Origin of the sequence: Bacillus sp. JJ1122, from assembly GCF_036964885.1 — a bacterium.
Classification (GTDB): Bacteria; Bacillota; Bacilli; order Bacillales; family Cytobacillaceae; genus Mesobacillus.
The window spans coordinates 133,219-145,917 of record NZ_JBALQL010000019.1; the positions used below are offsets into that span (position 1 = coordinate 133,219).

13 protein-coding genes and 1 pseudogene are annotated in these 12,699 nt (G+C 38.9%); 8 read left to right on the forward strand and 6 right to left on the reverse strand.

Features of this window, described 5'->3' with window-relative positions; translation table 11 throughout:
* Positions 1-2 precede the first annotated feature (2 nt).
* Positions 3-557 (reverse strand): tyrosine-type recombinase/integrase, encoded by a 555-nt coding sequence (locus tag V7201_RS11350; RefSeq protein ID WP_335376843.1) that lies wholly within the window; start codon positions 555-557, stop codon positions 3-5.
* A gap of 143 nt (positions 558-700) precedes the next feature.
* On the opposite strand from V7201_RS11350, the gene V7201_RS11355 reads away from it, so the two are divergent.
* On the forward strand, positions 701-1,171 hold the full coding sequence (locus tag V7201_RS11355) for a hypothetical protein (RefSeq protein WP_335376844.1): 471 nt from the start codon (positions 701-703) through the stop codon (positions 1,169-1,171).
* Between the two features lie 58 nt (positions 1,172-1,229).
* Here the strand turns inward: V7201_RS11355 and V7201_RS23205 are convergent, their stop codons facing one another.
* Together V7201_RS23205 and V7201_RS23210 are read right to left on the reverse strand one after the other, a co-directional pair.
* A complete protein-coding gene (locus tag V7201_RS23205; RefSeq protein WP_438825044.1) occupies positions 1,230-2,177 on the reverse strand; it encodes a methyl-accepting chemotaxis protein in 948 nt (315 codons plus the stop codon).
* Positions 2,172-3,008, reverse strand: a pseudogene (locus tag V7201_RS23210) (HAMP domain-containing protein); the annotation flags it as partial. The pseudogene V7201_RS23210 and the gene V7201_RS23205, both read right to left, overlap by 6 nt.
* A 397-nt stretch (positions 3,009-3,405) precedes the next feature.
* Between V7201_RS23210 and V7201_RS11365 the strand changes: the two are divergent.
* From V7201_RS11365 to V7201_RS11385, 5 genes are all read left to right on the forward strand, one after another.
* On the forward strand, positions 3,406-4,191 hold the full coding sequence (locus V7201_RS11365; RefSeq protein WP_335376846.1) for a TerC family protein: 786 nt from the start codon (positions 3,406-3,408) through the stop codon (positions 4,189-4,191).
* Between the two features lie 295 nt (positions 4,192-4,486).
* Positions 4,487-5,791: a hemolysin family protein gene (locus V7201_RS11370; RefSeq protein WP_335376847.1), complete on the forward strand. Its 1,305-nt coding sequence runs from the start codon at positions 4,487-4,489 to the stop codon at positions 5,789-5,791.
* A gap of 200 nt (positions 5,792-5,991) precedes the next feature.
* Entirely contained in the window at positions 5,992-6,951 is a 960-nt protein-coding gene (locus V7201_RS11375) for a YsnF/AvaK domain-containing protein (protein WP_335376848.1), read from the forward strand.
* A 389-nt stretch (positions 6,952-7,340) separates the two neighbouring features.
* A complete protein-coding gene (locus tag V7201_RS11380; RefSeq protein WP_335376849.1) occupies positions 7,341-8,054 on the forward strand; it encodes a DUF459 domain-containing protein in 714 nt (237 codons plus the stop codon).
* Positions 8,055-8,208: 154 nt separating this feature from the next.
* Entirely contained in the window at positions 8,209-8,727 is a 519-nt protein-coding gene (locus V7201_RS11385) for a M15 family metallopeptidase (RefSeq protein WP_335376882.1), read from the forward strand.
* 113 nt (positions 8,728-8,840) lie between these two features.
* On the opposite strand, the gene V7201_RS11390 is transcribed toward V7201_RS11385, so the two are convergent.
* The 3 genes from V7201_RS11390 to V7201_RS11400 all read right to left on the reverse strand — a co-directional run bounded on the left by V7201_RS11390 (position 8,841) and on the right by V7201_RS11400 (position 9,862).
* Entirely contained in the window at positions 8,841-9,260 is a 420-nt protein-coding gene (locus V7201_RS11390; protein WP_335376850.1) for a pyridoxamine 5'-phosphate oxidase family protein, read from the reverse strand.
* On the reverse strand, positions 9,242-9,421 hold the full coding sequence (locus V7201_RS11395) for a hypothetical protein (RefSeq protein ID WP_335376851.1): 180 nt from the start codon (positions 9,419-9,421) through the stop codon (positions 9,242-9,244). The genes V7201_RS11390 and V7201_RS11395 overlap by 19 nt, the downstream gene beginning before the upstream one ends.
* Before the next feature lie 201 nt (positions 9,422-9,622).
* Complete coding sequence (locus tag V7201_RS11400) at positions 9,623-9,862, reverse strand: hypothetical protein (protein ID WP_335376852.1); 240 nt, start codon at positions 9,860-9,862, stop codon at positions 9,623-9,625.
* A gap of 310 nt (positions 9,863-10,172) precedes the next feature.
* Here V7201_RS11400 and V7201_RS11405 point away from each other — a divergent pair, with 310 nt between their 5' ends.
* Together V7201_RS11405 and V7201_RS11410 are read left to right on the forward strand one after the other, a co-directional pair.
* On the forward strand, positions 10,173-10,904 hold the full coding sequence (locus V7201_RS11405) for a protein-glutamine gamma-glutamyltransferase (protein WP_335376853.1): 732 nt from the start codon (positions 10,173-10,175) through the stop codon (positions 10,902-10,904).
* A 199-nt stretch (positions 10,905-11,103) separates the two neighbouring features.
* A complete protein-coding gene (locus V7201_RS11410; protein WP_335376854.1) occupies positions 11,104-12,576 on the forward strand; it encodes a UDP-N-acetylmuramoyl-L-alanyl-D-glutamate--2,6-diaminopimelate ligase in 1,473 nt (490 codons plus the stop codon).
* The last annotated feature ends 123 nt before the right edge of the window (positions 12,577-12,699 follow it).

Sequence of the window (12,699 nt, forward strand, 5' to 3'; positions counted from 1 at the left end):
CCTTAAAGATCTACATTTAATTTAATTTTTTCTGAATGGCTGTCAATTCCAATAAAATGAAGCGTTTCGGATGGAGAGGCATGGTGCAGCCGCTTTTGAATGAGTGAAATGGCGATGCCTTGAATGTAAGCATGGTATCCAAAAGTTTTGCGGAGTGTGGTCATGCCAACAGCCTCTTCGATTCCAGCTTCTTTTGCTGCAGTGTTAATGATTCGATAAGCCTGCTGCCTGGTTATTGGCTCACCTGTTTTTCGGGACCTAAAGAGATAATCTGCATCAATTAGAGCGTTTTCGATTACATATTTTTTCAGGATATTTCTTATTGTGAGATTTAGGTAAACAGGAGGACTGTTGTATTGGGGAAGGGGTAGAATTTCTGTAATATCACCGTTGGAACTTCTGATTTCGTGAACACGAAGGTGCAGTAATTCTTGCAGCTTTATTCCGGTATTGATCCCAAGTAAAAATAAGCTATAATCCCTGGCAGAATGTTTCTCTAAATACTCTTTCATTTTGCTGATTTGCCTCTTTTCTTTTATAGCGCCAACGCTTTTCAAAAAGCCACCTCCTTATGTAACTTAATTATATATTATTTTAACTTGTGTAACATAATTTTATGCTTATACTATGGAGTTTTGAACAACATTGAACAAATGTTATAATGAACAGTAATGAAAATTTGTTATTAGCAGGAGGCAATATGCTGACTTTTGAAGAAAAAATTGCAATCATTGAAACTTTTCCAGAGCTTGAGCGCAAAAATGTATCATTAGGGCGTGTTAATTTCCATTTTGAGGGAAGTATTTATGAAAAGAAAAATGTCGTTTATCATTTGCATCCAAATGGCAATGGATTCGTATATGGAGAATTTTTAGGCGGATATGATATGGATCCTAAAGGCATGGTAAATATCAGGGACTTTTCAGCAGAAGAACTTAAAACGATTATCACTCAATCTATTCAATCTCTTTCCCCAAACACAGATGCAGAATCTGCGATTATTGAGGACAATGAGGAAGAACGCTGGATTAATTCAGAAAATCATACTCTGATTCTTGTGAATGAAGATGATATGTGGAATGTTTACGCTGGATTGAATCTTGATGGAACATTCCTTTCGTATAATGAAGCCAAGCAATATTTAGAAGAAGAAGGCTTTAGAAAAAGGTAATATCGAACAGTTGGAACTTATTAATCAAAAAAGGATGCCGCATTGGCATCCTTTTTTCTTATAACTTAAAGTTCCCTGTCAGTTTTTCTAATTCCATCGCTGTCTGCTGAAGAATTTTCGTTGTTTCATTAACATTTTCAGCGATTCTTAACTGTTCTTGAGTTGATTGATCTGTTTGGCTCGTGCCGGCAGCGATCTGTTGTGAAGCTTGGGAAACCGTGTCAAGAGAGTTTGTGATTTGCTCGATCGCAATGACCTGCTGCTCGATGGCAGAGGCGATGTTATTGGAGTTATCCTCAATCTCAAGCGTAGTTTCAAATATTTCATGAAGCGTATTTTTGGCATTGGTTGAAAGGTCTTTGTTGTATTGAACAGCTTCTCGTGTTTTAGAAATGTAGTCAACTGCGTCACGAGTGCTGTTAACATTCTCATTCACGATGGTAATGATGGTAGAGGCTGATTTGGCGCTTTCCTCTGCCAGTTTCCTGACTTCATTCGCTACAACTGCAAAACCTTTCCCATGATCGCCTGCTCTTGCTGCCTCTATGGCAGCATTTAATGCTAATAAATTTGTTTGGTCTGAAATAGTATTTATGATTTTAACGAATTGCGTTATCTTATCTGATTGCTTTTCAAGTGTGATGATAATGTCAGCTAGCTGATTTGTATTGTCTTCAACAAGTTCAAGACCTGCAAGCATCTCATCGATTCGGACTGTTCCTTCTTTAGACGTAACAGTGGAGTTCTTGGCGATGTAGCTTGCCTGCTGGGCAGAAGCATTGATTTCTTCGATTCCTGCGTTAATCTCTTCAAGAGTTGCTTGCATTTCTTCAATGTTAGCGTTCTGTTCCTGGGTACTGGCAGCTGCCTGCTGATTGGCTGCAGTCAACTCTTTGATTGCATCTACTGAGCTGGAAGCAACATTAGATAATGCAAGGGTTTCGCTAGTCACTTCTTTTGAGCTAGTTTGTACCTGTGATACAACATTTCTAAGTGAAGCTGTCATTGTATTGATGCTTTCAGCCAATGCACCGATTTCGTCTTTCGATTTTACAAAAATGTCGTTCTGAGATAAATCCCCATTTGCAATATTTGCTGTTAAATCCTTAATCTTGTTGAGCGGTCTGATCAGCATTGAAATAAGCAGATACATGGCGATACTTGAAATCGCCAGGATGACAAGTGCCAGAATCCATATACGTGTTACTTCTTCATTTATCTTTTTATTGACCTGCGTAACATCAAAGTCGACTCCGTAAAGAGCGATGACTTTCCCGCTCATATCCGTAATTGGTGCGAAACCAGTTACTTTTTCGCCTGTTTCAGATTTATATACATCTGTCGTTGTTCGCTTATTACTTTTCACAGCTGTTTGGGCAGCTTCATCGAAAGCCTTACCGCCTGAATACTGGGAGCCATAAGTGAACTCCTTAGTGAGCATGACGGAACTCATAGTAGGGATGGTCAATTTTTCACCATCCAAAGTGACCAAGTAGAGATTATGTATTAATGGATTATCTTTTAAAATCTTGTCCATTTGTTTCTGCATGGTTGTCACACCAGGATTGTTCTTGGATGGGTTGTTGATGATTGTCTGGGCTTTCCCTGGAGTGATTTGATCTGATAATAAACTGGATATCGTATTTAATTCAGCTTCCATTGATTGAACATTGCTCTTTTTGATGACATAATAAGCTAAAGCCGAGGTAGCCAATGCCATGATCAGCATGGAGATTACACTTAAGGAAACAACTTTCAATTTCAAGCTCATATTCTTCTTTACCCGTTTTTTGTCAGGTTTCTTCTTGCTGGTACTTTTAATCGCTTTGTTTTTCATTTTTAAAAGCAATTCTTTCACTCCCCTGTCAATGCATCGTACGAATGGTTATTGATAGTTCAATAGTTATATTTATTTTCGGCAAGATTTGGGCTAAGTTAAGGAATTTGAGGCAAAAAATGAACAATTTGTTTCTAAATTGACTATTCTGCTATTCTCTTATATAATTATAAGTAATTAAATATTCTCTTTTTAAAGGGGAGTAGCTGCTACAATAAAGTCGTCATTACGAGATTGCATCTCCGGCTTTATTGGCAACATGGACGTTGTTAGCAAGACCTTTACTATTTTGGTAAAGGTCTTTTTCTATGCATTTTTAGGCCTTTACCATAATGGTAAAGGCCTTTTCTATTGGCAGGAGAATATTTGGTTAAAAAATGAACTAGGAGGATTTTTAATGGACATCTCAATTTTGCTCGAATATAGCTGGGTACTCCTTGTACTCATCGTTATGGAAGGGCTGTTAGCAGCAGACAATGCACTCGTCCTCGCTATCATGGTGAAACACCTGCCGGAGGAAAAAAGGAAAAAGGCTTTATTTTATGGATTAGCAGGGGCTTTTGTGTTCCGATTTGCATCACTTTTCATTATTTCGTTCCTTGTGGATGTATGGCAGGTTCAGGCTATCGGCGCCCTTTACCTATTGTTTATGTCAGTGAACCATATTCTCCGTAAAACAATTTTTAAGAAAATGGAGCAATCCGAAGAAAAACCTGTAAAAGAAAAAGCGAAAAAGAGCGGTTTCTGGATGACAGTTCTAAAGGTTGAAGTAGCAGATATTGCGTTTGCAGTAGATTCAATTCTTGCAGCAGTTGCGTTGGCTGTGGTGCTTCCCGAAACTCCACTTCCGGAAATTGGCGGAATGGATGGCGGCCAGTTTCTCGTCATTTTTGCCGGGGGAATGATCGGATTGATCATCATGAGATTTGCTGCAAATATGTTCGTTACATTACTTGAAAAAAGACCTGGACTTGAAATTGCGGCATTCGGCATCGTCGGCTGGGTAGGAGTCAAGCTTGCTGTGCTTACACTTGCGCATCCTGCAATTGGTGTCTTAAGCGGAAGCTTTGCACACTCAACTGAATGGAAGCTTACTTTTTATGCAGTGTTAGTCGGTATTGCTGCAACAGGCTGGTTCTTATCGAATGAAAAGACTGCCGAAGGAGCACGAAAGGCATCCTGAAACAATTAGATTAGCTAAAAGAATCCCTGAATTGCAGCGACCCTATAAAAGGTAAGCTGCAATTTGGGGTTTCTTTTTTACATTAGCCGCTCATCTTTTAGAATTATTGTTTCCAAAGTAGAGATTGTTAATTGTTATTTCCTAAAGAAGAAGAAAAATGTGATTTTTAGCGAATATGCGTTAGTTGGTTCTTATAGGGGTATATTAAAAAAATAATTAAATCACTATCCATTTTATTCATGAACTTATTTTTTGTTATAGGAGGTGTTCGCCTTACATAAGTAAGGCTTGCCCAGTGATTATTACAAACTTGCTTTTAGTTGCACTTTTAATTGCATTAACTGGCTTTTTCGTGGCGACTGAATTTGCCATTGTAAAAGTTAGAACTTCGAGGATAGACCAGTTAGTTTCAGAAGGGAAGAAGGGTGCAGAGTCTGCAAAGCATGTTATCTCACATCTGGACGAGTACCTTTCTGCATGCCAGCTTGGAATCACCATTACCTCACTAGGATTGGGCTGGCTGGGTGAACCGACTGTTGAAGCAATGCTCCATCCACTTTTTGAAAAATGGGACCTGAATCCTTCACTGTCACATATTTTGTCATTTGGGATTGCTTTTGCTTCTGTAACCTTCTTGCATGTGGTTGTGGGGGAACTAGCGCCGAAAACAGTTGCGATCCAGAAAGCAGAAACAATCACACTGACCTTTTCAAAGCCGATTATTTTATTCTATAAGATCATGTATCCTTTTATTTGGGTTTTAAATAATTCAGCACGTCTGCTGGCTGGGTTGTTTGGTCTTAAACCAGCTTCAGAGCAGGAATTGGCACTTTCTGAAGAGGAATTGCGGATTCTGCTTTCAGAGAGTTATGAAAGCGGGGAAATCAACCAGAATGAATTGAAATATGTAAATAATATTTTTGAGTTTGATGAGCGTATAGCTAAGGAAATCATGGTACCAAGGACAGAAATCGTCACTTTGGATATTACTGATACTATAGACACGATTATTGATGTTATCCAACAGGAAAAATATACCCGCTATCCAGTCATTGATGGCGAAAAGGATAATGTTCTGGGCATGATCAATATTAAGGAAATTCTTACGGCAAAATTGACACAAAAGGATCTGCACAAAGAATCTATTCTGACATCATTCGTAAAGCCTGTAATCCGTGTCATTGAAACCATTCCAATCCATGACCTTTTGGTGAAAATGCAAAAAGAACGTATCCATATGGCAATATTAATCGACGAATATGGCGGTACATCTGGACTCGTTACTGTCGAGGATATTCTGGAAGAAATCGTCGGCGATATTCGCGATGAATTTGATGCAGATGAAATCGCGGAAATCAGAAAAGTAAAAGAAGGCCATTACCTGTTCAGTTCAAGAGTATTAATTGGCGAGGTCAATGATTTGCTTGGCATCCATCTCTCAGATGAAGAAGTAGATACAATTGGCGGCTGGTTCATGACTAAAAACCTGGATGCTAAAATAGGAGATGAAATAGAAGAAGAAGGGTACCTTTTTAAAATTATCGAAATCGATGAATATCATATTTTATATTTAGAAGTAACCAGGATAGAAATAGAGTAAAGCCTCCTAAAAAGGGGCTTTTAATTTTTTTGACTAACTATTTGAAACAAGGCAAAATCCGGCAATTTTTTGGATTTATTATTACCAGTGGCTAATATTGGCAAGTTCTAAAAATGTTTCAAATTCTTCATAGCGTGGGTATTAACTTCAATACCGGGACAACCGGATGAATCGTAAAAAACGAAATGGAGGAATTACACATGACTAAAAAAGTAGTTGGAGTATACGATAATCAAACAGAATTAATCGAGGCTATTGAAGAATACAAAAATAATGGATATGCAGTTCAGGATTTCTCAATCATTGGAGACACAACGGAGCTATCATCAGCACTTGAAAGCAGAACGGGTGTGACAACTGAAAATCTTGGAACAAATGATACTTATGATCATAAAGAAGGCGGGTTCTGGCAGAGCTTAATGACTGCATTTGATGCTGACAGAAATCTTGGTGGCAACGAACCATCAATTTCAGACCGCTTAGTCGGCCTTGGACTGACAGATGATGCAGCGAGTGAATATGAAGAGGATGTACGAGCTGGCCGAATCATCTTATTAGCTGAAACGAATGCATCTGGATTAAATACAGAGCAAACAGGCTATGTAACTGATACATCTGTGACAAACACAGGAGTTACAGGTGCATATGATGACACAACAGTGACAAACACCGGTGTTACTGGTGAGTATGATGCAAATCGCTATGACACTGATGAGCAGACATTAAAATTAAGAGAAGAGCAGCTGGATGTATCAAAAGAAACAGTCCAGACTGGTGAAGTAGAAGTGCACAAACATGTTGTCGAAGATCAGCAGAAGGTCAATATCCCAGTAACTCGTGAAGAAGTTTACGTTGAACGACGTGAAGTAAACGAAGTTGCTTCTGATGTAGACTCAGTAATCGATGATGGTGAAACAATCCGTGTGCCAATCATGGAAGAGAAAGTAGAAGTCACTAAAAAGCCAGTCGTGACTGAAGAACTAGTCATCGGCAAGCGGGAAGTAACCGATACAGAACAAGTCGTTGAAACGGTTAAACGTGAGGAAGCTCACCTTGATACAGACGACGATCGTCTTGTTAATGAATCTGGCCTTAAAACCGATAACGATCGTTTTGTTAATGACTCTGACCTTGATCGCGACGGATTCAAGGATAGATAAAGAACTGTATTAAATGTAAACCGACAGGCATAGGGCCTGTCGGTTTTGTTATGTAATTAAGAGAACCCAGAAAAGGACTACCATATGTCTGAAAAAGCTTGGTTCACCTATGAAGCTCTAACTAAAGCGAAATATTTATGAGAGAAATAAGAAAAGACGCCCCGAAAGGCGTCTTTTCTGCGTATTGAGGCGACTGACTGCACGCCACATCGTGCATTTCCATAAAGGAGTGTCTGTCGGCTTACACAATTCAGCTCATCGCTCTATTACTATAACATTGTTATGCCTTAGTAGCAAGTGGAAGAATTTTCAGTGGATGAATCTGTATGTTTACGAAATAGCAATTACAGGGTAAAAAAGGTGGAAATCAAAAGAGAAAGGATAACATCATGGCGAAAAAGACAGCGTTTATATTATTCCTGGTTACACTTTTAGCGATTCTGGCTGCATTTTCAATTTATGATAAAAGAGAAGCAAAGGGCCCAGGGGAAAAGAAGGTAGTAGCATTTGGTGATTCACTGACATACGGCTTCGGTGATGAAAAAGGTTCTGGATATATCGATACACTGGATAAAAAATTAAATGAACAAAATAAAGAGGATTTTGATTTTACCAATGAAGCTATATATGGGCTTGAATCCTCCGGAATCCTAAAACAATTCTCAGATATTAGTGTAAGCAGCAAACTTGACGATGCAGATTACTTTATCCTGTTTATAGGAACCAATGATTTACTTAACAGTAATGGAGGTAACCTTAAAAATCCCAAGCAAGAGGAGATTGATAAAAGCAAGGAAGTGTATCTCCAAAACTTGAAGGCAATTATCAACATTCTCAAAGAAAGAAATGAAGATGCACCAATCCTGCTATTAGGACTCTATAACCCGTACCCGGACTCGGAGCAAATAGAAGCCATTTTAGATGATTGGAACAAAGATATTATTCATGTTGTTCAGAAGGAAGAAGAAATCTTCTATATCCCTACAAATGATTTGTTTAAAGGCAAGGAAAAGAAGAGCTATTTCAGCGATTCACTCCACCTGAATGACAAAGGCTACAAACTGATAGCAAATCGAATTCTGGAGAAATACGATTTTAATTAATAACCCAAATCCCTGGCAAATCATTTGCCAGGTTTTTCTTTGAAACCATGTATGGATGAAATTCGTTATATAATAGAAGAAGAGATTAAGTGAAAGGAAGCAAATCGTGAAAATTAAACTATTCGGAAGTGCGTTCATTTCTTTCATATTAATAATGATGGCATTTCTGTTATATTATCAATTTCTAATTAACCCAGGTATCAATGAAAATGTCCCTCTTCCACAGGATTTGCATCCAACAGTAAAACAAAATAAAGAAACACTGATCCAGCAGGCAGCTTATAAAGGAATAAGGGTGATCGTAACGGATGGTTTCCGAAGTGTTCAGGATCAGGATAACTTATATGAAAAAGGCAGGTCTGCGGATGGTTCAATCGTTACACATGCCAAAGGCGGAGAGTCATTTCATAATTTTGGATTGGCAATTGACTTTGCCTTGCTGACCACAGAAGGGAAAGCAATCTGGGATACAGCATATGATGGTAATGGTAATTCGCAATCTGATTGGCTGGAAGTCGTAGCGATAGCGAAGGAACTGGGCTTTGAATGGGGCGGGGACTGGACAAATTTTAAGGATTATCCACATTTAGAAATGCGATTCGGACTGTCGATCAATGAGTTGAAGCGTGGGAAACGTCCTCCGGAAGATTCACTCACTGCCTCACAGAAATAAATATGCAAAGCAAGGGACATCACTAGAAAAAGTGATGCCCTTCTTTTTTAAAATTGATATAGGATTTATCAGCAAAGGAGATGGATTCATGCCATCTTCTCAGAGGTAGGTTGTCAGAGGCTCAGGGTTTCAGGTTCACCATTGTCGTTCATCAATCTGATCGTATCTGCCTTTATTTCTAAAATAATAAAATTAGGGTCTTGCGGGTTTTTAATCCACTTTTCCATTTTTTCGTTCCAAAATTTATCCTTTAGATTCTGATTTTCCCTGATAGATGCTCTACCTTGCACTTCAATGTAGGCATCGCCCATTCCGTCCCCTTCGTATCCGAGCAGGATATGAACATGAGGATTCTTTTCAATCTCCTCAGCTTTATATGTTTCCTTGCTGGTAGGTGTGTAAAGGGTCAAATCCTCATTAAAAAAAGTCATGTAGCGAGAGTGAGGTTTATTCCCTTCCACAGTTGCCATCGAGCCGACCTTTGACTCACCAAGAACTTTTAAAATCCTGTCTTTTAATATTTGATTGTCCATAATGATTCCTCCTTCAAGGTAATGGTTTTAATATTCTCGATAATGAAGAAGTTAAACCTTTTTTTACACATTGGCTCTGTTACAAGGCTGTTGATTTTCGTTCCAGGAGCTTCGCTTTCCGCGGAAGAATTATGAAAAAGCCCAACTGCCGGCTTTTTCATAAGCAAATTCTTCTAAAGGCTGGCGCTTAGCCTGCAGGACATTGAATAGATTCCTCAAATCCGCCCACGCACGATTGAAATGCGTTCGCATTCTCGGAGGAGTCTACGCGCCATCCACTACAATCAACAGGTTATAAAAAACAAGATTAACGTTTAACAGAATCTACACATAAAAAAGCCCTGTTAAAGCAGGGCATCATTTTATAAATCATTATCATAATCAACGTTGAACTTTTTCTCGCTCGAAGATGAGTCCTTTGTATGATGCCCATCCTTTTCTTCTTTCTTCTCCTGTTTAAGATCTTCCATCGGAATGGGATCCACCGTTAATTCGCTTTCAAATCGATCATGCAGACTTTTTTTTGTAGTTTCATATTGCTCGGGGTTGTCCATGTTTTGTGTATTATCAACAGGCACTGGTTTATGATTGTCCTTTTTCATTTTTACCACCTCATTAATTATTTTTGATGGGTTATTCTTGACTGTTGACTTTCTCTCAAGGCATTCGCTTTCTCGGTGGCCACCACGGTGAATAAGTGGTCCTAAAGATTGCTCTTTCTAGACAATATAAAATTACCCTCTTGTCTGGATATGAAACTAATATGGAAATAAGACTATTCTAAACGTTTTTTTTCCAAACAAGGTAACGTACGTTCACTACTCAGGGAAGCAGATGAAAGTCTTATAGCCATGCATCCTTCATATAGTTAATTATACGAGTCTAATTAACGGAATATGGAGGGGGAGAGTGATGATCATTATAAGGTTTCCAGATGCTCTCGGCAGCCAGAAGCTCCAGAGTTTATCTGGAAGACAAAAAGAGATCTATGAATATCTGGACAGAAACTTGACCATGTTTGAGTATGAAACCACCAGTCAGCTCCTGTTTGAAATAAGGCTTCGTGAAAATATCATAGAAGCTGCAATGAAGCTAAAAGACAGTGGAGTAGCTTTTACTTCATTTACCTATTCTAAATTCAATCCAGCTTACTGGACCAGGGTTCCAAGTGGCTATCTTTTAAAACCTAATGTGCTGCCCTCCACCGCCATTAATGATATATTTTCAAATGGCCAGGAATATGGATTTGAATGTTCTACCGCAATGGTTGTCATTTTTTATAAAGCTGTATTGGATACAATAAGATTGGCTGATTATAATCATTTATTTGGCGGTTTGCTTGTCTGGAATTGGAACTATGATCCAGATCTGGCAATCATAACTCTCGAGGGCAATGAGTTTATACCAGGGGACGTAGTATATTTTATGAATCCGGATTTTGATAAGCCGATTTGGCGAGGAGAGAATGCTGTTTATCTTGGCAAGGATCTTTATTTTGGTCACGGAATAGGAGTCGGATCTGCAGATGAAATGGTTAAAGCTCTTAATACCCTACGCAAAGATGGGGCTGTAACATCTGCCTATATGCTCCAGCAGCACAGCCGGCTGAATTTTAAGTATTTGTCCCAGTTTTCAAGTAAATAATCCCATATATGTGTCAAAGACTGGCTATGTGCTGGTCTTTTTTGCTATTTCATATTCCTCATTTTTCTTAAATCAAAATCAAGTAGAATTTAGAAGGCATAGTTTTAATTATTGGGGGAATAAAAAAAGAGACATAATATATACATTTCTACATTCCATTTGAGGAATTTATGGTCATGTTAAAGAGGGAGTTTTGGAAATGAGATTATCGAAGGTGCTTGAAGCCCTCGACGGCTGTATAAAAAAAACAAGAAATGAAGGTGATCCAAATCTGGCAGGAATCCAAATGGATTCGCGTAAGGTAAAGCCAGGAGACCTATTTGTCGCGATAACTGGTTTTCAAATAGATGGTCACCAATTCATAGAAGAGGCACTGCAAAAAGGGGCATCTGCCGTTATTGGGGAAATTGAGTTGGATCTTGCAGTTCCTTATGTGCAGGTATTGGACAGCAGGCTGGCACTGGGCAGGGCAGCCAGTGTGTTTTATAACCATCCATCGAGGAAGCACAAAGTAATCGGGATTACCGGAACGAACGGAAAAACAACCGTAGCATATATATTGAAACACATTCTTGAACATGCAGGTAAAAGCTGCTCATTATTGGGAACCGTTTCTTATATTATAAACGACGAAGAGTACAAGCCTTCAAATACTACGCCTGACGCACTGCAGATTCAGGAATTGATTGCTAAAAGCAATGATGACTTTGTTGTCCTTGAGGTTTCTTCCCACGCTCTTAAGCAATACCGCATCGAAGGATTAGAGTTGGATTATGGATTATTCACAAATCTTTCGCACGACCATCTTGATTACCATCCAACCATAGAAGATTATTTTGAAGCAAAGACGCTTATGTACAATTACATGAAACCTAATGGTGCAGGAATTGTCAGCAGATTAAGCGAATGGGGAGACGAACTGACTCGCTTGCTTGCAGTTAAAGAGGTTCCTTTTTATTCGATTGGTTATGACGAGGTCAATGACCTGAAAATACAAGACATAACATTGAATGGACAAACGAAATTTGATATTAAACTTGATGATGCCGTTTATGCAGTTACTTTCCCATCACCTGGGCTGCATAACGTTTATAATGCGGCAATGGCCTTTTTAACCGCTGTTAAGATAGGCATCATGCCCGAGGTTATCATCGCTGCGCTAAAATCATTCCCTGGTGTGCCTGGCAGATTCGAAATGATCTCACACCCAGAGGGAGCAAAATTCATTGTGGACTATGCCCATACAGAGGATGCGATTGAATATTGCCTTCAGGCTGCAAAGGAACATAAAGCAGCAAAAATTAAGCATATATTTGGTTTTAGGGGAGATAGGGACAAAAGTAAACGAGAACCTATGGTAAAGGCGTCAGCCATGCTGAGCGATGAATTTATTTTGACTTTTGATGATCTGAATGGTGTTTCCCCAGAGGAAATGCTTAATGAACTCAAAAAACTCAATGATACATTTGGCAATAATAAAGGCCGGATTATCACCGACAGAACTTTGGCAATCCAGCTTGCTTGGGAAAATGCCAAAAATGGTGAATGGATTCTGATCACAGGAAAAGGTCCTGAAAAATACCAATCAGATTACGAACTTCCTGCATCAACCGATAAAGAAACACTATTGTATTTGCAAAAATTGAATAGTAAAGAAAAGGTCATTGGCTAAAATTTATCCAGGCTGAGTTACCCTCGGCCTGTTTTTTTGTTTGGCTCTGTTAAAGCTGAATTTTGATTTTTAAACCCTGTTGATTGTAGTGGAAGGCGCGTAGACTCCTGCGGGCGCAGCTGG

Coding starts and splice junctions, on each gene's coding strand:
- V7201_RS11390 (WP_335376850.1), bottom strand. CDS start 9,260: ATGGACAATCAAATATTAAAAGACAGGATTTTAAAAGTTCTTGGTGAG.
- V7201_RS11355 (WP_335376844.1), top strand. CDS start 701: ATGCTGACTTTTGAAGAAAAAATTGCAATCATTGAAACTTTTCCAGAG.
- V7201_RS11380 (WP_335376849.1), top strand. CDS start 7,341: ATGGCGAAAAAGACAGCGTTTATATTATTCCTGGTTACACTTTTAGCG.
- V7201_RS11405 (WP_335376853.1), top strand. CDS start 10,173: ATGATCATTATAAGGTTTCCAGATGCTCTCGGCAGCCAGAAGCTCCAG.
- V7201_RS11410 (WP_335376854.1), top strand. CDS start 11,104: ATGAGATTATCGAAGGTGCTTGAAGCCCTCGACGGCTGTATAAAAAAA.
- V7201_RS23205 (WP_438825044.1), bottom strand. CDS start 2,177: ATGACAGCTTCACTTAGAAATGTTGTATCACAGGTACAAACTAGCTCA.
- V7201_RS11375 (WP_335376848.1), top strand. CDS start 5,992: ATGACTAAAAAAGTAGTTGGAGTATACGATAATCAAACAGAATTAATC.
- V7201_RS11385 (WP_335376882.1), top strand. CDS start 8,209: ATGATGGCATTTCTGTTATATTATCAATTTCTAATTAACCCAGGTATC.
- V7201_RS11395 (WP_335376851.1), bottom strand. CDS start 9,421: ATGAAAAAGCCGGCAGTTGGGCTTTTTCATAATTCTTCCGCGGAAAGC.
- V7201_RS11400 (WP_335376852.1), bottom strand. CDS start 9,862: ATGAAAAAGGACAATCATAAACCAGTGCCTGTTGATAATACACAAAAC.
- V7201_RS11365 (WP_335376846.1), top strand. CDS start 3,406: ATGGACATCTCAATTTTGCTCGAATATAGCTGGGTACTCCTTGTACTC.